Below are 23072 nucleotides of genomic sequence, written 5' to 3' on the forward strand. Positions count from 1 at the left end.
CCCAATGCGCCTGACCGCCCTTCTGCTTGCGGCCCTTTGCCTTCTGCCGCTTCCGGCCGCCGCGCAGGAAGCAGCCCGGATCGTCGAGGAAAACCGCGCCCAGATCGAGAAACCTTCGCGCCAGACGATCGGCCCGGTCATCGACGCCCTGGCCGCCAGCGGCGATGCGATGGCCGACGACATTCTTGCCGCCTGGGCCGACAAGCGCCTCGTGATCCGCAAGGCGGATGGCGCGATGTTTCTTGCCCAGCCCGAAGGCGACGGCTTTGCCCTGACCAACCTCGACGGCACCGTCGCCGGAACTGCCGCAAAGGGCGACCTGACCGAACTCAAGCCCAATGCCGGCGTGCGCGGGCTGATTGCCACGGCTCTTGTGCAGTTTACCCTGTCTGACCCCGACCCTGCCGTGCGGGCCGAGGCGGTGGCCACCATCGCCCGTGACCCGACCACCGATGCCCTGGAACCCCTGCGCGCCTCGCTTGAAACCGAGGCTGACCCGGCCCTTAAGGCACAGAAGGAGCGGCTGGAGCGTTTCCTGACCCTGCGCTTCGATCCCGACCCCGCCGCCCGCGTCGCGGCCATTGAAAGCCTTGGGTCCGACACCTCGCTTGATGTCCGCGCGGCCCTGAACCCCCTGGTCGCAACAACCCGCATCGCCGTTGCAGGGGAACCTTCTGGCAATGTCGCGCGCGCGCTGGTTCCCGGCGAGGATCTGACCGAAACCGAGGCCTATGATCTTCTTGTCGCCGCCAACCTTGCGCCTGCCCGGCTGACGCTGGAAGAGCAACGCGCGGCCCTGGTGGCCAACGTCGTCAACGGCACGGTCGGCGGGGTTCCCCTGGCCGAGCTGAGTTCGCAAGAAGCGCGCGACCGGGCCTATACGGCGCTTGAGGTTGCCGGAACCGTGCCGACCGCCGCCACCGACGACGAGGTAGCCGCCGCCCTCGCCGCCCATGGCTTCTACGAGGTGTATACCGAGGCTGACCCCACGGTCACATCCGCCGCCCGCGCCGCGCTAACCAGGATCGACCGCAACGTCGCCCTGATGCAGGCCGCCGACCTTGGCCTTGATGCCCTGTCGCTGGCCGCGATCTTCTTTCTGGCCGCCATCGGCCTTGCCATCACCTTCGGGGTCATGGGCGTCATCAACATGGCGCATGGCGAATTCATCACCATGGGCGCCTACACCGGCTTTGTCGTCCAGCTTTTCGTGCCGGATTACACGCTGTCGATCCTGATTGCGCTGCCCCTGGCCTTCGCCGTCACTTTCGGCGCGGGCGTGGCGATGGAGCGTCTGGTGATCCGCCACCTATACAAGCGCCCGCTTGAGACCCTCCTCGCCACCTTCGGCATCTCGATCGCGCTGCAGCAGATCCTGAAAAACGTCTTCGGCACGCAGGCCCGTCCGCTGACCGCTCCGTCCTGGCTGGACGGGGCGCTGGTCTTCAATGATGTCGTTTCGATCAGCTACATCCGGATCGCGATCTTCGTTCTGGCGCTGATCTTCCTTGGCTTCTTCCTCTGGCTGATGAAGCGAACCCGCCTTGGCCTTGAGGTCCGCGCCGTCACGCAGAACCCGGCCATGGCGGCGAGCATGGGGATCAACCCCGACCGCATCAACATGCTCACCTTCGGCCTCGGGTCCGGCATCGCGGGCATCGCGGGGGTCGCCATCGGCCTTTATGCAAAGGTCACGTCCGAGATGGGCGCGGACTACATCGTCCAATCCTTCATGACCGTCGTGGTCGGCGGCGTGGGCAACGTCTGGGGCACGCTGGCCGGGGCCACGATGATCGGCTCGCTGCAGAAGGTGATCGAGTTCCTGAACCCTTCGAACACCCTTGCCGCGCAGACCTACATGATCCTCTTCATCATCCTCTTCATCCAGTTCCGCCCGCGGGGGATCATCGCCCTGCGTGGCCGCGCGGCGGGAGATTGACATGACCCGCAGCTTCTTTGCCCGGAACCCCTCGGCGCTGATTTTCATCGCCTGCCTTGCGGTCTTCACGCTGGTCGTCACCTTGCTGTCAGAGGCTTACGGCCCCGGCCTTATCTCCACCTCCTTCGTCAAGACGCTGGGGAAGACCCTCTGCCTATGCCTTGTTGCCCTCGCGATGGACCTGATCTGGGGTTATGCGGGCATCCTGAGCCTGGGTCACATGGCCTTCTTCGCGCTTGGCGGCTACATGATCGGGATGTGGCTGATGTATGCCCGGACCGAAGAGATCGTGGTCGCGGCGCTGGCGCAGGGCGGTCTGCCGCCGACGCCTGAGGAGATCCAGAACGGGATCGCCACGCAGATATTCGGGGTGGTCGGGTCATCCGACCTGCCGGTGATCTGGTCCTTCGCCCATTCGCTGCCGCTGCAACTGATCCTCGCGCTGGCTGTGCCGGGCCTCCTTGCGCTCATCTTCGGCTGGCTTGCCTTCCGCAGCCGTGTCACCGGCGTCTACCTTTCGATCCTGACACAAGCGATGACCCTCGCCCTTGCCCTCTACCTGTTCCAGAACGACAGCGGGCTGCGCGGCAACAACGGGCTTTCCGGCCTGCAGAACCTGCCCGGGCTGGGCGAGGTTTCGCAGGACCTGATCTCGATCTGGTTCTTCTGGGCCTCGGCTCTTGCCCTCGCCCTTGGCTACCTCGCGCTGAACTGGGTTGTCTCGGGCAAGTTCGGGTCGGTCATCCGCGCGATCCGCGATGACGAGGCGCGGGTGCGGTTCCTTGGCTATCCGGTCGAGGTCTACAAGCTGTTCGTCTTCACCCTGACCGCGCTGATCGCGGCGCTTGCCGGGGTCCTCTACTACCCGCAGGCCGGAATCATCAACCCGGCGGAACTCGCCCCCATCGCCTCGATCTATCTGGCCGTCTGGGTCGCAATCGGCGGGCGCGGCCGGCTTTACGGCGCGGTCATCGGCGCGGCCTTCGTCTCGCTTCTCTCCTCGCTTTTCACCTCGGGTCGCCTGCCGGACATTCCCCTTGGCCCCGTTTCCCTCAACTGGGTCGACTGGTGGCTGGTGATCCTGGGCCTTGCCTTCGTCGCCGTCACCCTGCTGGCGCCCAAGGGCATCGGCGGCCTCTTCGACCGGTTCCAGCGCATTGGCACCCCCGACCGCAAGGGCGCGCCACTTGGCCCCGATGACGGCAGCCTGCAGGAACAGGAGGCGCGGAAATGAGCGCCCTTCTGGAAGTTTCCGGCATCTCCGTCACCTTCGACGGCTTCCGCGCGATCAACAACCTGTCCTTCGAGATCGGCCCGGCGGAACTCCGTGCCATCATCGGGCCGAACGGTGCCGGCAAGACCACATTCATGGACATCGTCACCGGCAAGACCCGCCCCGACACGGGCACGGTCACCTTTGGCGAACGGTCCGTCCCGCTGATCGGTATGAACGAGGCGCGGATCGCCCGCGAAGGCATCGGCCGCAAGTTCCAGCGCCCCACGGTGTTCGAGGACCAGACGGTCGAGGCGAACCTGATCCTTGCGCTGAAGGCCAACCGCAGCCCCTGGGCCGTCCTCTTCTGGCGCCCGAAGCCCGCCGACATGGCCCGCGTGCGCGCACTGGCCGAAGAAGTTGGCCTTGCCGATCACCTGCACCGCAAGTCGGGAGAGCTTTCCCACGGCCAGAAGCAATGGCTGGAGATCGCCATGCTTCTGGCGCAGGAACCGCGACTTCTCCTTGTCGACGAACCCGCTGCCGGGATGACCCCGGCAGAGCGCGAACTGACGACGACGCTTCTGGTGAACCTTGCCAGGACCCGCGCCGTCGTCGTGGTGGAGCATGACATGGAGTTCATCCGCCGCCTGAATTGCCGCGTCACGGTCCTGCACGAAGGCTCGGTCCTGGCGGAGGGCTCGCTGGATCACGTCACCCGCGATCCGCAAGTGATCGCGGTCTATCTGGGGCGCGGCTGATGCTGACGACGGAAGCACTGACCCTGCACTACGGCGGCAGCCAGATCCTGCACGGCATCGACTTCACCGCGAAGGCGGGTGAGGTGACCTGCATCATGGGGCCGAACGGCGTGGGCAAGACCTCGTTCCTGAAGGCGCTGGCCGGGACCCATCCGCGTTCAGGCGGGACAGTCACGCTGGACGGTGAGGTGCTGCCTGTCCTGCCCGCGCAGGAAATGGCGCGGCGCGGCCTTTCCGTCGTGCCGCAGGGGCGGATGATCTTTCCGCTGCTGTCGGTGCGCGAAAACCTGGAAACCGCCTTCGCGGTCCTGCCGAAATCCGAACACCGGATCCCGGACGAGGTCTATGCCTACTTCCCGATCCTGAAGGAGTTCCTGCACCGGCGCGGCGGTGACCTTTCCGGCGGCCAACAGCAGCAGCTGGCGATCGCCCGGGCATTGATCATGCGGCCGAAGGTCCTGCTTCTGGACGAGCCGACCGAAGGCATCCAGCCCAACATCATCCAGCAGATCGGCGAGGTTCTGGCTGCCCTGAAGGCGCAGGGCGGCATGGCGATCGTGCTGGTCGAGCAATACTTCGACTTCGCCTGGCGGCTGGCCGACCGGGTGCATGTGTTCAAGCGGGGCACCGTGTCGCTGGCGGGTGAGGCCGGTTCCATGGACAAGGCCGCCCTGCAGGCCGCCGTGTCGGTCTAGGCGCACAGAGGCGCAAACCCCTCGCGCCCATTTTGGGCAATGCCTTGGGCGGACGTGCCCGGTTCTGCGTTGTAGGACCGCCCTGGGAAGGCGCATTGTTTCCGCGTGAGTTTCGTCACCGGGTTACAAAGATGCGTCTCCAGTCTCTTGACCAGAGTCCTGCCGGAAAGCGTGGAGCCTCGCATGGTCGCCTTTGGGCTGCCGTGGTCTCCCTTTTCCTTGCCACGGCGCTGCCTGCCCTTGCACAGTCCTATGCCAGCAACCCCTTCGATGAGCGACCGGTCGGCACCGTCACCGTCACGATTGCCAACCCTTCTCCTGACGAAGCCCTGAACAGCCGCGTGGCCGATGCGGTGCGCCGGTCGCTCGCCCTCTTCCCCGGCTCGACCTTTTCGCGCAACCGTGCCGACGCGGCCATTGGCGTCGCCCGGCGCAATCCGGCCATCGCCGACGTCACCTATGACCTTTCGCCCGGCAGCGCGGGGGGGATCGACGTTGCCGTTACCGTCACCCTGACCGACGACGCCAACCAGAAGACCGAGCGGGGCTTCTTCCTGACGGGCGATCGCGGCGATCTGCCGGTGCTTTACGACCGGAACGGCACGGTGCTTCGCTACAAGCTTGACGTCCTGACGCTTTACTACGCCAACGACAACGCCTGGTACGGTCGCCCCGACCTGATGCTGGCGGGCAACCCTCTGGTCTCGGGCACTCCTGCCGGGGCGGGCTGGGATCAGTGGGGCGAGGCTTATCTGCATTACGGCCTCTACGGCATCACCGCGCTGACCGACAGCCTCTACCTTTACGGCGGCCTCAGCGCGATCACCTCGACCTCGCGCGGGCAGGAACTGTTCACGGATGATGCCCGGACATTCACCGGCGTCGAGGATGCCTATGTCGGCTTCGTGACCGGTACCACCGATGCCTCCGGCAATCGCCTGACCTTCAACCTCAGCGCCGGTCGCCAGAAGTTCACGCTTGCGAACGCCTTCCTGATCGCCAACACCGCCGCCAACGGGCAGGAACGCGCCGCCCTTCAGGCCAATGCGCGCTGGTCATCCGACCTGCTGGTCCTCGGCCAGCTTGGCTGGAACAACACCCGGGTCGAGGCCTTCTACGTCGATCCCGACGAACTGCCGATCCTTGACACCGAAACGGTCATTACCGGGGTGAACGTGGAGTCTGTCGTGCGACCGGGCCTCCTGCTGGGGGCAAGCTATCTGACCGTGCCGGAATCGACCCAGAACTACTTCAGCCCCACCGGCGGGATCGCAGGCACGCGCGAAGGGCTGAACCTCTGGGACCTCCGCTTCACCTATACGCAGCCGGGCGGGACTTCGGGCTTCTTCGGCGGGGCCGAGATGGCGCGACAGACCAACGACAACTTCGCGATGGATGCCCGCGCTGGCTATGCCGAGATCGGATATTCCTTCGCCGAGGCCAAGTGGACCCCGGCGGTTAGCTACCGGCTGTCCTACTTCTCGGGCGATGATCCGGCGACGACGACTTATGAGCGTTGGGATCCGCTTCTGTCGGGCGGCAACGGTGAGCAATGGGTGCAGGGGGCAAACCATTTCAAGGTGGTGCAGGATTCCAACGTGATCGCGCACCGAATCCAGGGCCGGCTTCGCGTTGCGCCCAAGGTCGAGCTGGTGCCGCAGCTCTGGGCCTTCTACGCCGACCAGACGAACAACATCGGCGGCAATCCGGCGCTGACATTCATGAAGGACGACGAATACGGCTTCGAGGCGAACGTGACGGTGAAATGGTTCGCCAGCCCCAAGGTCTACGTGCATGGCCACATCGCCTACACCGTTCCCGGGCAGGCCGTGACCGACGCCCTTGGCGGCACCGAGAAAGACTGGCTGAGCGCGATGGTCTTTGTCCGCTACGCCTTCTGATTGCCAAGAACGATACACCCGGTTCAGCAGCTTAAGGGAGAGTTTCCATGGTCGAACGTCGCGAGATCCTAAAGGGCATCGGTGTAGCCGCTGCCGCAGGCGCCACCGTCGCCGCAACCACGGAAGAGGCAAAGGCGCAGGCCTCTGAACCGCTCGGTCCCTATGCCACGCCGTGGGATCCGGCGGACGAAAAGGTGGCTGGCCGGATGAACCTTGTTCGCCTGTCCGACGATTACTTCATCCCCGGCCGCTTCGCCGGCAAGAACGTGATCGTCACCGGCTCGGCCCGCGGCATGGGCGAGGTCGCCCTTCGCCGTCTGGCGCGCGAAGGTGCGAATGTGGTCGGTGTCGACATCCTTGAGGAGCTTGGCGCCAGCGTCGTTGAAAGCATCAAGGCCGAGGGGCTGAACGCCACTTTCGTCGGCGGCGACATCTCGAAGGACGCCACCTGCGCCGAGATGGTCAAGGTCTGCGTCGACACCTACGGCGGCCTGGATGCCGCAATCAACAACGCCGGTGTGATGGACGCGCTGCACCCCGACGAGCCGATCGACTACGTCAACCAGCGTGACCGGCTGATGGCGCGGCTTGACATGCTGGGCGACGAATACTGGCACCGCGTGATGGAGGTGAACGCCACCGGCACGATGTATTCGCTGCGCCACGAACTGCGGCAGATGATGAAGCAGGGCACCGGCGGGGCAATCGTCAACGTTGCCTCGGTCACCGGTATCCGGGGCTTCGGCGGGACCGCACCCTACACCGCATCGAAGCACGCCGTTCAGGCGCTGACGAAGAACGCAGCGATCGACTTTGCGCCCTTCGGCATTCGCGTGAACTCGGTTGGCATGGGCACGACCCTGACCCCAATGTACGAACGCGCCTTCGAGATCATCAGGCAGCGCCGCGCTCAGCCGGATTTCGTCGATACCGGAATCAGCCTTTACAAGAGCCGCAGCCTGCTCGAACTGAGCGACCAGAACAACAAGGGCTCCACCTCGGCCGAGCAGGTGGCCATCATGCTGTTTCTGATCTCGCAGGAAGCCTCGAACATCACCGGATCCACCTATAACACCGACGGCGGGTTTACGATTTTCTAGGGCGACTGGTCCGGCTGACCCACGGCCGATCCGGTTTCAGGATGCCTTTGACCGGGCAGCAGCGGCAGGAGTGCGGCCATCAACCTGCCCAGCCGATCAAGTCCGCGCCGGTCAAGATCCGCCAGATCGATGCGCGCCTTCGCCACTTCGAACGAGCCCGCAAGTCGCCAGCCTCGTGCGGGGTCATGTGTCACCCAGCCCCGCAAGGCCAGCCGGTTCAGTTTGCGCCGCACGGACTCGCGCGGGACGCCCGTCACGTCGGACAGCCGGAGCGCCGACATCCACACCCGGTCCTCAGCCCCGCCATCGCCGGAGGCGTGGGCCTGCCGGGCCTGAAGAAAGCGCTGGCCCAGTACGGCGAGCATCATGAGGTCGTCGAAGTCGCCCCCCAGCGTCTTGCGGCAATCCGTCAGATGCTCGGCCAGGAACTGGACGTAGTGATATTGAACCGTCTGGTAGTGCTCAAGAAGTGACGCAGTAACGGCACTGCGCAGGGACTCCGGCGCCGCCGGGATGGAGGCGTCGGAAGTAGCGTCAGTAGGCTGTCCAGCCGCCGTCCGTGGCATAAAGCGCCCCCGTGAAGTTGGAGGCTTCAGGAGACAGCAGAAACAGCATCATGGCAACCTGTTCGGCGACGGTCGCCGGACGATGGGCGGAGTCGGCATAGGCCAACAGGCTTTGCGTCTTGACCCGGCCCATCGTGGGCCCCTGAACGTCGGCCATCGAGGCAGCCACCATCGCCCCGGCGCGGGCGACCATCGGCGTGTCGGTCGCGGCCATGTTGACCGAGTTCACCCGGATGCCATAGGGCGCGTAGTCGACGGCGGCATTGCGGGTCATGCCGTTCAGCGCATGCTTCGTCGCCACATAGGCGGGGTTGCCAGCCAGCCCTGTCAGTCCGGCGATCGAGCCGACGTTGACGATCGCACCGCCACGTCCCTGGGCAACCATCTGCCGCAGTTCAGCTCTGAGGTTCCGCCAGGTTCCGGTGACGTTCGTACGGATCACGTTTTCCCAGTAGGCGTCAGTGCTTTCATGCAGCCTTGCGAAAACCAGGTCCTTCTGGCTGGCATAGTCCGGTGGCTCACCAGGATGGACCCCGTCCATGACCCCGGCATTGTTGATCGCAAGATCAAGCCCGCCGAAATTGTCGACCGCCGCCGCGATCATGCGGGTCGAGGTCTCTTCCTCGGCGATGTCGCCCGCGACGAACACCGCCTTTCCGCCCTCGGCCACGATGGCATCGACCACCGCCTGACCAAGGTCACCCAGGATATCGACGCCGACGACATTCGCCCCCTCGCGCGCGGCCCGGATCGCAGCCGCCGCACCCATCCCGCGCGCCGAGCCGGTGACGATCATCGTCTTGCCGGCAAAGCGGCCCGGAACGAAATAGGCCGGGTCCAGCGGCGGGATGTCGACCACGCCGATCCCCTTCGTCTCCTGCGCCGAGGCCGGGGTGACCCCACCGCCTCCCATGGCACCCAGCGTTGCCGCCGTCGTCGCGGTCAGGGCCGCCGCCTTCAATACGTCGCGCCGTTCCATGTGAGCCTCCTCCCGTTGCGGTTGGAGCGACCATAGGGCTTCACCCAGCTGACGGCGACCGATGGCATGCCCGTTTTGGGTAAAGGGTCCGCAGGTCGCCAGCCCCGGGGTCGCCCGGTACCTCGGATGTCTGTACTGGGGAAGTGGTGGCGAGGGAGGGACTCGAACCCTCGACCTCGCGATTATGAGTCGCGCGCTCTAACCAGCTGAGCTACCTAGCCACGGGTTGGCGAAGTAAGGGCGCGGCGGCCCGAGGTCAAGGGCCAATCGCTGTCCGCGCCGCACTTGGCCCACCCGGCCGGGCCGTCCGGTCAATGGGCGACGCGGGGGCGGCCGGATGCGGTTGCGGTCACCCGCGCCTCGATGAACATCAGGCGGCCCTCGATCTCCACCTCTTTCACCGCGCGGTCGACCGAAAGACGCAAGTCAACCGCCCCGGCCTCGCGCGCGCGGGCCGAGGCTTCTTCCAGCAGGGCCGCTTCCACGGCCCGAAGCGCCGCCTCGGACGACGGAAAGACTTCCAGCCCCGCCGCCAGATGCGCCACGTACCGCCCTTCGGCGGGCGAGGAGACCAGCGCCGTGACCCGCTGCGTCACCTGCCCGGCCACCGCGCCGATCGCGTTCGCCACCCCGGCATGATCCGGCAGGATCATCCGGCACCCCAGCCGGTCGCCCACCGCGCCGTAGTAGGACGGGGCCGAGGCGCCCAACCCGATGACCGGCACGCCAAGTCGCAGGCCGACCTCGACCACCCCGCGGTGCTGGTCCAGACCCGCCTGCGCCAGCCGGTGGCGCGCCAGCGCCTCGGGCGGGTCGCCGGCAAAGGCGGGGTCCTCGCCGAAGGCGGCTTCCAGCAGGCAGTCAACGGTCTGGGCAGTCAGCTGGTTCACCACGGCGGAGGCAAGTTCGGCAGGCCCCGGGGCAAAGCGCTCGCCCGCCCCGTTCCGCCGCCGCGCGATCAGCCGCAGCGCCTTGACGGCAGCCTCGGTGTCCCAAGCGTCCATGCGGCCGAGCACATGCGACGCATCCGATGGCGTCACCCCGGAAATCATCACCAACCCACGGGCCACCAGCCGTTCCAGCGCCGCAACCTCCAGCCGCGAGGTCAGCGCCGCCGCCATCGGCATGGGCCGGTCGATCCGGTCCAGCACCGCAAGGTCGCGGGCGTTCAGCCCGCCGCGCTGGCCCGACATCGGCACGACGAAGCGCCCGTCCATCTCGCCCACCGCATCGTTGGAAAGCCAGCGGTCCAGCGCCGCATGCACCATCTCGCCATTGTCGACAGCAAGGAGGGACACTGGCATCAACCGCCGCGGCCCCAGCCGCAGACCACCCTTGAGCCCTTCGGTCACAAGATGCAGCTCGCTGTCGCCACCAAGGCCGGTCGTCCGCATCGCCACCGCCTCGACCATCGTGCGGAACCCGCCGACGCGGGCACCTTCAGGGTCGATCTCGGGCAGCCCATCGCGCAGGAGCGCCACGTCCGTGGTCGTCCCACCGATGTCGCTGACCAGGGCGTCCGACGCCCCCGTCAGCCAGCGCGCGCCGACGATGCTGGCGGCGGGACCGGAGAGGATGGTCTCGATCGGCCGTTCGCGCACCATGGCCGCCGAAATCAGCGCCCCGTCGCCCCGGACCACCATCAGCGGCGCATCGATCCCGATCGCCAAAAGGTGCCGTTCGCAGGCCGCGACCAGCCGGTCGATCATCCCTATCAGCCGCGCGTTCAGCACCGCCGTCAGCGCCCGCTTCGGTCCGTTCAGGTTGGCTGACAGCTCATGGCTGCAAGTCACCGGACGTCCCGTCACCCGGCGTATCAGGTCACGCGCGGCGATCTCGTGGGCGGGGTTGCGGGTCGCAAAGCTTGCGGCGACGGCAAAGCCTGACACCTCTTCGCCCAGGGCGCGCACCCCGGTTTCCAGCGCGGCAAGGTCCAGAGCCGCCGCCTCGGTCCCCGCATGGGTGTGGCCGCCCGCCAGATGCAGGACCGGATCACCCTTCAGCGCCTCGGTCAGGCCGCCGCGGCCAAGGTCGCCGGCATCGAAACCGATGAAGACCAGCGCCACGCGCGCGCCCTGCCCTTCCACAAGCGCATTCGTCGCAAGCGTCGTGGACAAGGACACCAGCGCCACATCCGCCGGGGCAACATTGGCAGCCGACAGGGCCGCGTCCACCGCCTGCCCGATCCCCACCGCCAGGTCATGGCGCGAGGTCAGGGCCTTCGCCTTGCCAAGGATGCGGTTCTCGGCCTCGTCCAGGATCACCGCGTCGGTGTAGGTGCCGCCGGTATCGACCCCCAGAAAATACGACATCCCCCGCCCCGCTTTGCTTTCCGTCAATGCCAGCTAGAGCAGCCGGCAAAGGCTGTCATCCCCGAAAAGCGACATCACCGGCGCTGGCGGCGGCGATGGGCGGGGGGCAGGTTCAGCGCGGCGCGGTACTTGGCCACTGTCCGCCGCGCGATCGGCGCCCCGCCGGCGGCAAGCGCCTCGGCCAGGGCCTCATCCGACAGGGGGGCTGCGGAGTCTTCCTCTGCCACCAGACGGGCCAGCCGATCCTTCAGCGCCCCTGCCGCCGGGCCACCCTTGCGGACCGCCCCGGTGAACAGAGCCCGCAGCCACCACGTCCCTTGCGGCGTGTCGACCGACGTCCCCGCCACCACCCGGCTGACCGTGCTTTCGTGAAGCCCGACGGCGGTGGCGACGTCTGCCATCGTCATCGGAACAAGGGCCCCCGGCCCGGTGTTCAGCGCCGCCTCCTGCCGCGAGAGTATCTCCTGCGCCACGGTCAGAAGCGTGGCGTTCCGGTTCTCGACCAGCCGGATCAGCTCGCGCGCGGCGGTGCGGTTCTTGCCCTTGCCCTCGGCCAACGACAGTGTCGGCAGGGCTGAGCGGTTCAGGGCAAGGGTCCATCCCTGCGGGCCAAGGACAGCAATCAGGTCCGGCTCGCGCACCGGGGCCGCGAAGGGTTGAAAGCGCGCGCCGGGTTTCGGGTCATACCCGCGCAGCATCCCGATCCGCGCGCGGACTGTGGCGACCTCCAGCGACGCCTCGCGCGCCAGCCGGTCGATCTCGCCGCGCCCCACAAGCTCCAGCCGGTCAAGGACGGCGGCCATCGCCGTGTCCAGCTCGCCCTGTTCTGCCGCCTGCAGCCGCAGGCATTCGGCAAGCGACCGGGCGAAAAGACCGGTCGGGTCGGCCTCCTCCTGAAGCTGGCGCAGGACAGCCTCGGCCTCGGCCACACTGGCGCCGATGGCCTGCGCAAGGGCTGTGACTGGCCGGCCGAGCCAGCCCGAGGGTTCCAGCGCCTCGACCATGCTTTCGGCAATCTTCGCGCGGCGTCCCTGCAGGCGCAGGCGTTCGACCAGCGCCATCGCATGCGCCGCAAGGCTTGGCCCGGCGGCGGCCTGATCGGTCGTCGCGCCGCCAAGAGAAAACGCGGAAATCCAGCGGGGCGTCCAGTCGGCTGCGCCGGGCCGCGACAGGACAAGGCTGGGATTATCGGCAGCCTGTTCCTCGAGATATCGGGTCAGCCCGCCGGCATCGGACCGCAGGATCTTCATCGAGGTGGCAAGGGACGTCGTCAGCGTCAGCCGCTGGGTCTGCTGAATGGTGATGCGGTTTCTGGACTTCATCCGGCCTCCCGACGCCAAGCTGACCACGGCGCGTGCGATGCCGCAAGATGTTGCCCACACCCCGGAGCCTTGAAGGCAAGGCTTGTGTCCGAAGCCACAAATGCCCCAAGGATTGGCGGTACGTCCCTTCAGCACCTTCGGCCCCGATGACCCCTGCCTTTCCCGCGCTGCGCGATCTTGTCCTTGTCGGGGGCGGGCATGCCCATGCGCTGGTGCTGCGGATGTGGGCGATGGACCCCTTGCCCGGAACGCGGCTGACGCTGGTCACACCCGATCCGGTAACGCCCTATACCGGCATGCTCCCCGGCCTGATCGCCGGTCACTACCGGCGCGAGGATCTGATGATCGACCTCGTCCGGCTGGCGCGCTTTGCCGGAGCGCGGCTGATTCTGGACCGCGTCACGGGGATTGACCGTGACCAGCGGCGTCTTCACCTCGCCGGGCGGGGGCCTTTGCCCTATGACCTTGCGGCGATCGACATCGGGATCATCTCGGACCTCCCCGGTCTGCCGGGGGCAGAACATGCCGTCGCGGCAAAGCCGCTGGCCGCCTATGCCGGGGCCTGGGAGGCGTTCCTTGCCCGGGGCCTTGCCTTTCCGCGCGTGGTCATCCTTGGCGCGGGGCTAGGCGGGGTAGAGCTGGCGCTGGCCACGCTGCACCGGCTGAAGGCGCAGGGGACAAGGCCCACGGTGCACCTTCTTGACCGATCCGAGACGCTGTTGCCGGGGCTCGGCGCGTCGGCCCGGAAGGCAGTTCTGGGGCGGCTGAAGGCGGATGGGATCGTCCTGCGGACCGGGGTGGAGGTGGGGGCCATCGGCCCGGCTGCGGTCACGCTGGCGTCGGGGGAAGAGATCGGGTCGGACTTCACGCTGACGGTGACAGGGGCCCGCCCACAGGGCTGGCTGGCAGAGACAGGGCTTGAAACGAACCGGAGGTTTCTTGTCACGGATGCCATGCTTCGCACCTCTGACCCCTTGATTTTCGCCAGCGGAGACTGTTCTGAAATCAAGGGGTTAGATAGGCCAAAGGCCGGTGTCTTCGCCGTGCGCGCCGCACCGGTCCTGCACGATAACCTCCGTGCCGCGCTGTCTGGCAAAGCCTTGCGCGCCTTTCGCCCGCAGCGCGATTACCTGAAGCTGGTTGCCCTTGGCGGCAAGGCGGCAGTGGCGGACAAATGGGGGCTTTCGGTTCAGGGACCGCGCCTTTGGACGCTGAAGGACCGGATCGACCGGGCCTTCATGGACCGGCTTTCGGACCTGCCCGCGATGCGCCGCCCTGTCCCGCCGGCGACGGCGACCGAGGGGTTGGCCGAATACCTGTCCCGCCGCCCGCTTTGCGGCGGATGTGGCGCGAAGCTTGGGCCGGGAACGCTGGCCGGGGCGATTGCAGGGCTGCCTTTGCCTGCGCGTTCCGAGGTGCTTTCCGGGCCGGGCGATGATGCGGCGGTGCTGGCATCGGGGGCCGGGGTGCAGGTTCTGACCACCGATCACCTTCGCAGTTTCTGCAATGATTTCAGCCTGATGGCGCGCCTGACTGCCTTGCACGCGCTGGGGGATATCTGGGCGATGGGGGCCCGACCGCAGGTGGCGCTGGCGCAGGTCACGCTGCCGCCGCTGGGGCCGGAATTGCAAAGCCGCGCGCTGGCCGAGATCATGGAGGCGGCCTCCACCACCTTCCGAGCGGCAGGGGCCGATGTGGTGGGCGGGCATTCGACGGAAGGGGCGGAACTGACCATCGGCTTCACGGTCACCGGCACTGCGCCGCGTGTCGTCGCGAAGGGCGGGGCGCGAGTGGGCGATGCCCTGATCCTCACGAAGCCGCTCGGGTCCGGCACGATCCTTGCCGCCGAAATGGCGCTGGCGCGCCTTCCGGGCACGATGCTGGGGGAAATCTGGGCGGGCTGCATCGACCAGATGTTGCGGGAACAGGGGAGCGCGGCCACAATCCTTGCCCCTCATGCTCATGCGATGACGGATGTGACGGGCTTTGGCCTGGCCGGACATCTTCTGGAGATGCTGAAGGACTCCGCGACCGCTGCAAACCTTCGGCTGGCCGATATTCCGCTCATGTCCGGTGCCGCAGAGCTTGCTGCTGCGGGGCATGGATCGTCGCTGCAACCGGCCAATCTTGCCGCCGTCAGCTGGCAGATGACCGCGCCGGAGGACCCACGTGCGCTGCTTCTGACCGATCCGCAGACCTGTGGGGGTCTCCTCGCCGCCGTCCCGGGCGATGCGGCAGAGGGGCTGGTCAAGGCGCTGCGGGAGGCCGGGCACGAGGCGGCGGTGATCGGGGAGGTCACGGAAGGGACGCCGCATTTGACGGTGCGGTGAGGGCGAGTCGCAACCCTTTGAGAACGCAGGCTTAACTGCCGGAATTCGGGTGGAAGAAGCGGTCTTCCTTCGGTCTTCCTTGTGTCTCTACGCGCGCCATAAGAGGCGGGCGTTAACCTTGCGGCGCGAATCGGGGTGGTGCGCTGTAGCGCACCCTACGCCGTCCAGCCGTCGATCACAGCGACCGCCTCTTCCGCCGTTTCCACCATGGCGAAAAGGCTGAGGTCTTCGGGCGAGATCACGCCGGCCTCGGCGAGGTGGTTCCAGTTCACCACCTTCTCCCACCAGTCGCGGCCGAAGAGGAGGAAGGGGATCGACTTCATCCGCCTGGTCTGGATCAGCGTCAGGCTTTCGAAGAGCTCGTCCATCGTGCCGAAGCCCCCGGGAAAGACGCAGACGGCCTTGGCCCGCATCAGGAAATGCATCTTGCGGATGGCGAAGTAGTGGAAGTTGAAGCTGAGGTCGGGGGTCACATAGGCGTTGGGCGCCTGTTCGTGCGGAAGCACGATGTTCAGGCCGATCGACTGGCCCCCGGCCTCATCCGCGCCACGGTTCCCGGCCTCCATCACCCCGGGCCCGCCGCCGGTGACGATCACGTTCTCCCGCCCGTAGGAGGACAGGGACCGCTCGGTCATGAGGCGGGCAAAGCGGCGGGCTTCTTCGTAGTAATGCGAGAGGCTGGCGAGCGTCTGCGTCTTTGCCGAGTCACGATGTTCAGGAGCCGGGATACGCGCCCCACCGAACATGACGATCGTCGATTCAATCCCGCGTTCGTCCATGATGAGCTGCGGCTTCAGAAGTTCGAGCTGCAGGCGCACGGGCCGCAGCTCTTCGCGCTTCATGAAGTCTTCATCTGTGAAGGCGAGCCGGTAGGCAGGTGCCCGGGTCTGCGGCGTGTCGGGAATGCGCCTGGCGGCCGCAATGTCCTCGACACTGTCGCGGAAGGGATGGCTGCGGGGTTCGTCTTTCATGCGGGCACTCGGATTGCGTGGGTCCTGCATCAGCCTTATAGGGTCGGCACGCCCGTGACCAACCGAAAAGGGAAGACCCCATGTCGCATGCCGCCCTTGAAGCCGCCATCGAAGCCGCGTGGGACGCGCGCGACGGGATCTCGCCCGCGACCAGGGGCGAGGCAAGGGATGCGATCGAGGCGACGCTGAGCGCGCTGGACAGCGGTTCCTTGCGGGTGGCCGAGAAGCGCGGGACCGAGTGGCATGTGAACCAGTGGGCCAAGAAGGCGGTCCTGCTGTCGTTCCGGCTGACCGACATGTACGAGATTTCCGGCTCGAACGGCGGGTCGAACTGGTGGGACAAGGTGCCGTCGAAATGGCAGGGCTGGACGGCGGATGACTGGCGCAAGGCCGGGTTCCGCGCGGTTCCCGGCAGCATCGTGCGGCGGTCGGCCTATATCGCGAAGAACGTGGTGCTGATGCCCAGCTTCGTGAACATCGGGGCCTATGTCGACGAGGGCAGCATGGTCGACGGCTGGGCCACGGTGGGGTCCTGCGCGCAGATCGGGAAGAACGTGCACCTGTCGGGCGGCGTGGGGATCGGCGGCGTGCTGGAGCCGATGCAGGCGGGGCCCACGATCATCGAGGACGACTGCTTCATCGGCGCGCGGTCCGAGGTGGTGGAGGGCTGCATCGTGCGCGAGGGTTCGGTCCTTGGGATGGGCGTCTTCATCGGCAAATCGACCAAGATCGTCGACCGGGAGACCGGCGAGGTGATGTATGGCGAGGTGCCGGCGGGATCGGTCGTCGTGGCGGGGTCGATGCCGTCGAAAGGCGGGATCAACCTGTACTGCGCTGTGATCGTGAAGAAGGTCGACGCCCAGACCCGCGCCAAGACCAGCATCAACGAACTGCTCAGGGACTGAGGGATGGCCGAGGGACCGGAGAAGCCCAAGCGTCCGCAACTGGTCTACACGTTGGTGGTCGAGGTCGGCCGCAAGGCGGGGGACGGGCTGCCGGAGAAGGCGACTGGCGCAGGGCTGGTGATCTATGCCAGCGGGGTCGATGAGGCCGAGGCGGTGCGCGAGACGGTGGCGATCCTGAAGGAGGCGGACCTGGCGCCGCTGGAGGTGATCGGCCACGGCACGCTGGAAGAGCGGCTGAAGGCGGGCGAGGAGATCCCGGAGGAAGAGCAGGCGCTGATGCGGCGGGCGCTGGCGGAGAACTCGGTGATCGTGGCCGAGATGACGCCGTTCTTCGACTGAGCGAACCCGCTCTACCGGACGTTGCGGCGTGGCGCGCAAACGGCTAGTCAGGGTCGGCCTGCCGACCATTGGAAGACCGCATGTCCAACCTGCCGCTTGACCCCGTGGACCTGACCGCCCGCCTGATCCGCTGCCCGTCCGTCACGCCCGAGGACGGCGGGGCGATCACCCTGCTGGCCGAGGTCCTGACCGCCGGGGGATTCCGCTGCACGCGGGTGGACCGCGGTGGGATCGCCAATCTTTACGCACGCTGGGGCAAGGCCGGGGCAAACCGGGCCTTCGGGTTCAATGGGCACACCGACGTGGTGCCGGTGGGCGATGCGGCGGCCTGGAAGCATGACCCGTTCGGGGCCGAGATCGTCGACGGCGTGATGTTTGGCCGGGGGGCCTGCGACATGAAGTCGGGCGTTGCGGCCTTTGTCGCCGCAGCCGTGGATTTCGTGCGCGAGACGCCGCCGGACGGCGCAGTGATCCTGGCGATCACCGGCGACGAGGAGGGTGAAGGCAAGGACGGCACCGTCGCGATCCTGGACTGGATGGCCTTCAACGGCGAGCGGATGACGCATTGCCTGGTGGGCGAGCCGACCTGCCCGACCGAGATGGGCGAGATGATGAAGATCGGCCGCCGGGGCAGCATGACGGCGCAGATCACGGCGGTGGGTGTGCAGGGCCATTCGGCCTATCCGCACCGTGCGCGGAACCCCCTGTCGGCGCTGGTGAAACTCCTGGCAGGGCTTGAGGCCCAACCGCTGGACCGGGGGACACCGCATTTCGACCCCTCGACGCTGGCGATCACCACGATCGACACCGGCAACACGGCCTCAAACGTCATTCCGGCCCGGGCAACGGCGGCGGTGAACATCCGGTTCAACGACATGCACACGGGCGCGTCCCTCTCGGAATGGCTGCGCGGCGAGGCGGCGGCGGTTGCCGAGGCGACGGGGGTGGAGATCGACCTGACGATCGCGGTCTCGGGCGAAAGCTTCCTGACGCCGCCGGGCGAATTGTCGGCGCTGGTGGCGCGGGCGGTCGAGGCCGAGACGGGACGGAAGCCGGTCGCCTCGACCAGCGGGGGGACGTCGGATGCGCGGTTCGTGAAGGACCACTGCCCGGTGATCGAGTTCGGACTGGTGGGCAAGACCATGCATCAGGTCGACGAGCGGGTGGAGGTGGCGCATATCCACCAGCTGAAGGCGATCTACGGGCGCATCCTGCGGGAATACTTCGCGTGACGGGGTCTGACGTCGTGCGGATCGAGGTGACGCGGGATGTCGCCACCTGCCGGGCCCTGCGCCGGGTGGTCTTCATCGAAGAGCAGGGCGTCAGCGAGGCCGATGAGGTCGACGACCTGGACGGCGAGGCGATCCATCTGCTGGCATTTCAGGATGGTAAGCCAGTCGGCACCGCGCGGCTTCTCGTCAACGGGAGCGCCGGCAAGGTCGGCCGGGTCTGCGTGCTGCGGGAAGCGCGGGGGACGGGCCTTGGTGCTGCGTTGATGCGCGCGGCGGTGAGCGAGTTCCGGGCCATGCCGGGGATCGTGAAGGTGAAGCTGGGGGCGCAAAGCCACGCCACCGGGTTCTACGAAGCCCTCGGTTTCCGGGTCGTGGGCGAGCCGTTCATGGACGCCGGGATCGAGCATCGCGAGATGGTGCTGGACCTGTGACGCCCCCGAAAGGACCTGCGGCAAGCAAAGGGCTGCGCGACCCCTGTTCCGGCGCGGGCGGGCCGCTATCTGTCGCAAGCAGTTAACGCAGAAGGACCTGACATGGAACTGCCGATCTATACCTCGCTCGTCACGCTTCTGATCGTGCTTTACTACCTTTGGGTCGCGATCCACGTCAGCATGGTGCGCGGGAAGGTGAGGATCCCGGCCCCGGCGGTCAGTGGCGACCCGCTTCTGGAGCGGGCGATCCGCGTCCAGATGAACGCGGTCGAGACTGCGCCTGCGATCCTGCCGGCGCTGTGGCTGGCAGCCCTGTGGTTGAGCGATATCTGGGCGGCGGCGGTCGGGCTGGTCTGGGTTCTGGCGCGGGTGGCCTATCTGACGATGTACATGTCGAACCCGGCGTCGCGCGGGCCGGCCTTCGGGGCGCAGTTCTTCGCGATCCTGATCCTGATCGGCATGGCCTTTGCCGGGATCATCCTGTCGCTGATCCCCGCCTGAGGAGACCGGAGGGATAGGCTTTGCCGCGTTCCCGTGGTAGTCCCTTGGGCATGAAGCCCCTTCCCACAAAAGACCAGATCCGCCAGTGGATCGCCGAGAACCCTGGCCTTTCGGCCAAGCGCGACATCGCCAAGGCCTTCGGCGTCAAGGGCGATGGGCGGATCGAGTTGAAGCGAATCCTGCGCGAGCTGGAAGGCGAGGGAGTGGTCGAAAGAACATCGCGCCGCTTCCATGAAAAGGGCGTGCTGCCGCCGGTTGCCGTGCTGCAGGTGCTACCACCGGACAGCAACGGCGACCTTTACGCGAAGCCGCTGGAAGAAGGGGTGGACGAGACCCCTCGCATCCTGATCATCCCCAGGAAGGGCGACCCTGCGCTGGGCGGCGGGGACCGAATCCTCGCGCGGCTGGCGAAGGTGGACCTGGACGATTACGCCTACGAGGCGCGGCTGATCCGGAAGCTGGGGTCGAACCCGGCGAAGGTCTTGGGCGTCTTCCGGGTAAATGCGGAAGGCGGGCGGATCCAGCCGGTCGACAAGGGATCGGACAAGGAATGGCGCGTTTCGTCGGACATGACGATGGGCGCGAAGGATGGAGAGCTGGTGGAGGCCGAGGCGGTCGGTGCGCGGCGGCTGGGGCTGCCGGCGGCACGGGTGGTGGCGCGGTTGGGCGATCCGGCGGGGCCGCGCGCGGCCAGCCTGATCGCGATTCACCAGCACGGGATCCCGGACCAGTTCCCCGATGCGGTGATCGCCGAGGCGGACCGGGCGGAACCCGTGGGGCTGGAGGGGCGCGAGGACCTGCGGGGGCTGCCACTGGTGACGATCGACCCGGTGGACGCCCGCGACCGGGATGATGCGGTTCTTGCTGAAGCGGATACCGACCTTGGCAATATCGGCGGCTTCATCGTCTGGGTCGCCATCGCCGATGTGGCGCATTACGTGACCCCGGGATCGGCGCTGGACCGCGAGGCACGGAAGCGGGGGAATTCGACCTATTTCCCTGACCGCGTGGTGCCGATGCTGCCGGACATCCTGTCGGGTGACCTGTGCAGCCTGCACGAGGGTGTGGACCGGGCCTGCCTTGCGGTGCGGATGGTGATCGACGCCGAGGGGCACAAGCGCAGCCACCGGTTCGTGCGGGGGCTGATGCGGTCGGCCGGGTCGCTGCATTACGCGCAGGTGCAGGCGGCGGTGGATGGAAACCCGGACGAAAAGACCGCACCGCTGGTGGAGCCGGTACTGAAGCCCCTTTACGCCGCCTATGCTGCGCTGAAGCGGGCGCGGGAGGCGCGTCAGCCCCTGGACCTGGAACTTCCCGAGCGGAAGATCGAGATCGACGATCAGGGCCGCGTGACCTCGGTCGCGTTCAAGGAGCGGCTTGAGGCGCACAAGCTGATCGAAGAGATGATGATCCTCGCCAATGTCGCGGCGGCGGAAGAGCTGATCCGGCTGAAGCGGCCGCTTCTCTTCCGGGTGCATGAGGAGCCGTCGCCGCTGAAGCTGGAAGGGTTGCGCGAGGTGGCGGAGGGCGCGGGGCTGACGCTGGCCAAGGGGCAGGTGTTGCAGACCAAGCACCTCAACCGGCTCTTGGCGCAGGCCGAGGGGACGGAGTTCGACGAACTGATCAACCTTTCGACCCTGCGGTCGATGACGCAGGCCTATTACCACCCGGAGAACTTCGGGCATTTCGGACTGGCATTGCGGAACTATGCCCATTTCACCAGCCCCATCCGGCGCTATTCCGACCTGATCGTCCATCGCGCGCTGATCGCGGGGAATGGCTGGGGCAAGGATGGTCTCAGCCAGTGGGACATCGAGAACCTCGAGGAGACGGGGAAGCTGATCTCGGAAGCAGAGCGGCGGAGCATGGCGGCAGAGCGGGACACGACGGACCGCTATCTTGCGGCCTATCTGGCCGACCGGGTCGGGGCAGAGTTTGCCGGGCGCATCTCGGGCGTGCAGCGGTTCGGGGTGTTCGTCCGGCTGGACGAGACCGGGGCGGACGGGCTGATCCCGGTGCGCGCCTTGGGGCGGGAGTTCTTCCACTATGACGAAGGCACACAGACGCTGATGGGGTCCGAGACGGGCCTGACGCTGGGGATCGGACAGAAGGTAATGGTGCGGCTGACCGAGGCAGTGCCGGTCACGGGCGGGCTGATCCTGGACCTACTGTCAGTCGAAGGCGCGGTGATGAAGCCCGCGAGACGCAAGGGTGGGAAGTACCAGCCCCGGAAACCGGCGCAGGCAGCGGCGAAGCGGCGGCTGGTGCGCAAGCGGAGATGACGGACCGGGGGGGTTCACACCCCCCGGACCCCCCGTGGGATATTTGTGCAGAAAGGAAGCGCAGATTTGAGTCAACTGCGGGCGTTTGCCGGTCTGCTGATGGTGTTGTTGGCCGGTGCGGGACAGGCGCAGACGATCCTGCCCGATCCTGTGGCGGGAGTGGAGGAGAAGATGGGCTCTCAGGCCGGGTTGGAGGAATGGCTTGCCGGGTTCCGCGCCCGGGCGCTGGAGGCGGGCATCCCGGCAGCAACCTTCGATGCGGCGTTGCGCGGCGTGGAGTTCAACCCGAAGGTCGTGGAGCGCGACCGGAACCAGAACGAGTTTTCGAAGACGATCTGGGCTTACCTCGACACGGCGGTGTCTGAGGACAGGGTGGCACTGGGGCTGAAGGCGATCGAGGGGCACCGCGACCTTCTGGAACGGATCGAGGCCGAATACGGCGTCGAGAAGGAGGTCGTCGCGGCGGTCTGGGGGCTGGAAAGCGCCTATGGCAGCTATCGGGGCGACCTGCCGGTGCTTGGGTCGCTGGCCACGCTGGCCTATGAGGGGCGGCGGGGGGCGTTCTTCGAGGCTGAGCTGATTGCCGCGCTGCGGATCGTCGAGGGCGGGCATGTGGAGCGGTTTGTCGGCAGTTGGGCCGGGGCGAGCGGGCATACGCAGTTCATGCCGTCGAGCTGGGAAAGGTTCGCTGTCGATTTCGATGGCGACGGTAAGCGGAACCTCTGGGGGGATGATCCGGCGGACGCGCTGGCCTCGGCCGCGAACTACCTGCGGCACTGGGGCTGGACGAAGGGGCAGCCCTGGGGCGTGGAGGTGCGGCTGCCGGAGGGGTTCGATTACGACCAGACGACCGAGCGGGTGGTGAAGCCGGTCGCGGAGTGGCAGGCGATGGGGGTGCGGACCGTCTTCGGCGCGGACCTGCCGGGCCATGGCCCGGGGTCGATCCTGTTGCCGGGCGGTCACCGGGGGGCGGCCTTCCTGATCTGGCCGAATTTCCAGGTGATCGAGAAGTACAACACGGCGGATGCCTATGTCGTGGCGATCGGCAGCCTGTCGGACCGGCTGGGCGGCGGCCCGGCGATCCAGTCGGGCTGGCCGAGAGAGCTGCGCGCGCTGACGCTGGAGGAACGGCGCGAATTGCAGGACCGGCTGGGCAAGGCCGGGTTCGATCCCGGGGGCGTTGACGGGCGGATGGGTCCGAAGACCGTGGCCGCCGTCAAGGCCTTCCAGAAGGCGCGCGGGCTGGTGCCGGATGGTTATCCGAGCCTTGAGGTGCTGGACCTCCTGCGCTGA

Annotated in this window: 19 protein-coding genes and 1 tRNA gene; 14 read left to right on the forward strand and 6 right to left on the reverse strand. The window is 67.1% G+C overall.

Annotation, left to right across the window (positions count from 1 at the left end; translation table 11 throughout):
• The first annotated feature begins 4 nt into the window (after positions 1-4).
• The 6 genes from urtB (at position 5) to AC2D9V_RS04645 (ending at position 7609) form a co-directional block, all read left to right on the forward strand.
• Complete coding sequence (gene urtB / locus AC2D9V_RS04620) at positions 5-1939, forward strand: urea ABC transporter permease subunit UrtB (protein WP_484712854.1); 1935 nt, start codon at positions 5-7, stop codon at positions 1937-1939.
• Position 1940: 1 nt separating this feature from the next.
• Positions 1941-3173 carry an urea ABC transporter permease subunit UrtC gene (urtC, locus tag AC2D9V_RS04625; protein ID WP_484712855.1) on the forward strand — a complete coding sequence of 411 codons (1233 nt, stop codon included), beginning with the start codon at positions 1941-1943 and terminating at the stop codon, positions 3171-3173.
• On the forward strand, positions 3170-3913 hold the full coding sequence (urtD, locus tag AC2D9V_RS04630) for an urea ABC transporter ATP-binding protein UrtD (protein WP_484712856.1): 744 nt from the start codon (positions 3170-3172) through the stop codon (positions 3911-3913). The genes urtC and urtD overlap by 4 nt, the downstream gene beginning before the upstream one ends.
• Positions 3913-4608 (forward strand): urea ABC transporter ATP-binding subunit UrtE, encoded by a 696-nt coding sequence (gene urtE / locus AC2D9V_RS04635; protein ID WP_484712857.1) that lies wholly within the window; start codon positions 3913-3915, stop codon positions 4606-4608. Before urtD ends, urtE begins: the two co-directional genes overlap by 1 nt.
• Positions 4609-4811: 203 nt before the next feature.
• The gene (locus AC2D9V_RS04640) at positions 4812-6509 is read left to right on the forward strand and encodes a hypothetical protein (protein WP_484712858.1); all 1698 of its coding nucleotides are present in this window, start codon (positions 4812-4814) and stop codon (positions 6507-6509) included.
• A 47-nt stretch (positions 6510-6556) separates the two neighbouring features.
• Entirely contained in the window at positions 6557-7609 is a 1053-nt protein-coding gene (locus AC2D9V_RS04645) for an SDR family NAD(P)-dependent oxidoreductase (protein ID WP_484712859.1), read from the forward strand.
• Here AC2D9V_RS04645 and AC2D9V_RS04650 read toward each other — a convergent pair.
• The 5 genes from AC2D9V_RS04650 to AC2D9V_RS04670 all read right to left on the reverse strand — a co-directional run bounded on the left by AC2D9V_RS04650 (position 7606) and on the right by AC2D9V_RS04670 (position 12788).
• Positions 7606-8175, reverse strand: coding sequence for a hypothetical protein (locus tag AC2D9V_RS04650; protein WP_484712860.1), 570 nt, complete (start codon positions 8173-8175; stop codon positions 7606-7608). The genes AC2D9V_RS04645 and AC2D9V_RS04650 overlap by 4 nt on opposite strands.
• Positions 8144-9154, reverse strand: a complete 1011-nt coding sequence (locus AC2D9V_RS04655; protein WP_484712861.1) for an SDR family NAD(P)-dependent oxidoreductase — start codon at positions 9152-9154, stop codon at positions 8144-8146. Before AC2D9V_RS04655 ends, AC2D9V_RS04650 begins: the two co-directional genes overlap by 32 nt.
• A 144-nt stretch (positions 9155-9298) precedes the next feature.
• Positions 9299-9375: transfer RNA gene (locus AC2D9V_RS04660), tRNA-Met, on the reverse strand.
• A gap of 90 nt (positions 9376-9465) precedes the next feature.
• Positions 9466-11466 carry a hydantoinase/oxoprolinase N-terminal domain-containing protein gene (locus AC2D9V_RS04665; protein ID WP_484712862.1) on the reverse strand — a complete coding sequence of 667 codons (2001 nt, stop codon included), beginning with the start codon at positions 11464-11466 and terminating at the stop codon, positions 9466-9468.
• 74 nt (positions 11467-11540) lie between these two features.
• Complete coding sequence (locus AC2D9V_RS04670) at positions 11541-12788, reverse strand: RNA polymerase factor sigma-54 (protein ID WP_484712863.1); 1248 nt, start codon at positions 12786-12788, stop codon at positions 11541-11543.
• Positions 12789-12934: 146 nt separating this feature from the next.
• Between AC2D9V_RS04670 and selD the strand changes: the two genes are divergently transcribed.
• Entirely contained in the window at positions 12935-15118 is a 2184-nt protein-coding gene (selD, locus tag AC2D9V_RS04675; protein WP_484712864.1) for a selenide, water dikinase SelD, read from the forward strand.
• A 155-nt stretch (positions 15119-15273) separates the two neighbouring features.
• On the opposite strand, the gene AC2D9V_RS04680 is transcribed toward selD, so the two are convergent.
• The gene (locus tag AC2D9V_RS04680) at positions 15274-16089 is read right to left on the reverse strand and encodes an LOG family protein (RefSeq protein ID WP_484712865.1); all 816 of its coding nucleotides are present in this window, start codon (positions 16087-16089) and stop codon (positions 15274-15276) included.
• Between the two features lie 80 nt (positions 16090-16169).
• Here AC2D9V_RS04680 and dapD point away from each other — a divergent pair, with 80 nt between their 5' ends.
• The 7 genes from dapD to AC2D9V_RS04715 all read left to right on the forward strand — a co-directional run bounded on the left by dapD (position 16170) and on the right by AC2D9V_RS04715 (position 23072).
• The gene (gene dapD, locus AC2D9V_RS04685) at positions 16170-16994 is read left to right on the forward strand and encodes a 2,3,4,5-tetrahydropyridine-2,6-dicarboxylate N-succinyltransferase (RefSeq protein ID WP_484712866.1); all 825 of its coding nucleotides are present in this window, start codon (positions 16170-16172) and stop codon (positions 16992-16994) included.
• A 3-nt stretch (positions 16995-16997) separates the two neighbouring features.
• Complete coding sequence (locus tag AC2D9V_RS04690) at positions 16998-17333, forward strand: hypothetical protein (RefSeq protein WP_484712867.1); 336 nt, start codon at positions 16998-17000, stop codon at positions 17331-17333.
• Between the two features lie 89 nt (positions 17334-17422).
• Positions 17423-18565 (forward strand): succinyl-diaminopimelate desuccinylase, encoded by a 1143-nt coding sequence (gene dapE / locus AC2D9V_RS04695; RefSeq protein ID WP_484713408.1) that lies wholly within the window; start codon positions 17423-17425, stop codon positions 18563-18565.
• Between the two features lie 14 nt (positions 18566-18579).
• Positions 18580-18996 carry a GNAT family N-acetyltransferase gene (locus AC2D9V_RS04700; RefSeq protein ID WP_484713409.1) on the forward strand — a complete coding sequence of 139 codons (417 nt, stop codon included), beginning with the start codon at positions 18580-18582 and terminating at the stop codon, positions 18994-18996.
• 102 nt (positions 18997-19098) lie between these two features.
• A complete protein-coding gene (locus AC2D9V_RS04705; RefSeq protein WP_484712868.1) occupies positions 19099-19497 on the forward strand; it encodes an MAPEG family protein in 399 nt (132 codons plus the stop codon).
• Positions 19498-19547: 50 nt separating this feature from the next.
• The gene (gene rnr / locus AC2D9V_RS04710; RefSeq protein ID WP_484712869.1) at positions 19548-21779 is read left to right on the forward strand and encodes a ribonuclease R; all 2232 of its coding nucleotides are present in this window, start codon (positions 19548-19550) and stop codon (positions 21777-21779) included.
• A gap of 99 nt (positions 21780-21878) precedes the next feature.
• Positions 21879-23072, forward strand: coding sequence for a lytic murein transglycosylase (locus tag AC2D9V_RS04715; protein WP_484712870.1), 1194 nt, complete (start codon positions 21879-21881; stop codon positions 23070-23072).

This window comes from Tabrizicola sp. T46 (genome assembly GCF_057219895.1).

Excerpts from the sequence above, each read along its gene's own strand:
- urtB (WP_484712854.1), top strand. The coding sequence starts at position 5 with ATGCGCCTGACCGCCCTTCTGCTTGCGGCCCTTTGCCTTCTGCCGCTT.
- urtC (WP_484712855.1), top strand. The coding sequence starts at position 1,941 with ATGACCCGCAGCTTCTTTGCCCGGAACCCCTCGGCGCTGATTTTCATC.
- urtD (WP_484712856.1), top strand. The coding sequence starts at position 3,170 with ATGAGCGCCCTTCTGGAAGTTTCCGGCATCTCCGTCACCTTCGACGGC.
- urtE (WP_484712857.1), top strand. The coding sequence starts at position 3,913 with ATGCTGACGACGGAAGCACTGACCCTGCACTACGGCGGCAGCCAGATC.
- AC2D9V_RS04645 (WP_484712859.1), top strand. The coding sequence starts at position 6,557 with ATGGTCGAACGTCGCGAGATCCTAAAGGGCATCGGTGTAGCCGCTGCC.
- AC2D9V_RS04650 (WP_484712860.1), bottom strand. The coding sequence starts at position 8,175 with ATGCCACGGACGGCGGCTGGACAGCCTACTGACGCTACTTCCGACGCC.
- AC2D9V_RS04655 (WP_484712861.1), bottom strand. The coding sequence starts at position 9,154 with ATGGAACGGCGCGACGTATTGAAGGCGGCGGCCCTGACCGCGACGACG.
- AC2D9V_RS04665 (WP_484712862.1), bottom strand. The coding sequence starts at position 11,466 with ATGTCGTATTTTCTGGGGGTCGATACCGGCGGCACCTACACCGACGCG.
- AC2D9V_RS04670 (WP_484712863.1), bottom strand. The coding sequence starts at position 12,788 with ATGAAGTCCAGAAACCGCATCACCATTCAGCAGACCCAGCGGCTGACG.
- selD (WP_484712864.1), top strand. The coding sequence starts at position 12,935 with ATGACCCCTGCCTTTCCCGCGCTGCGCGATCTTGTCCTTGTCGGGGGC.
- AC2D9V_RS04680 (WP_484712865.1), bottom strand. The coding sequence starts at position 16,089 with ATGAAAGACGAACCCCGCAGCCATCCCTTCCGCGACAGTGTCGAGGAC.
- dapD (WP_484712866.1), top strand. The coding sequence starts at position 16,170 with ATGTCGCATGCCGCCCTTGAAGCCGCCATCGAAGCCGCGTGGGACGCG.
- AC2D9V_RS04690 (WP_484712867.1), top strand. The coding sequence starts at position 16,998 with ATGGCCGAGGGACCGGAGAAGCCCAAGCGTCCGCAACTGGTCTACACG.
- AC2D9V_RS04705 (WP_484712868.1), top strand. The coding sequence starts at position 19,099 with ATGGAACTGCCGATCTATACCTCGCTCGTCACGCTTCTGATCGTGCTT.
- rnr (WP_484712869.1), top strand. The coding sequence starts at position 19,548 with ATGAAGCCCCTTCCCACAAAAGACCAGATCCGCCAGTGGATCGCCGAG.
- AC2D9V_RS04715 (WP_484712870.1), top strand. The coding sequence starts at position 21,879 with ATGGTGTTGTTGGCCGGTGCGGGACAGGCGCAGACGATCCTGCCCGAT.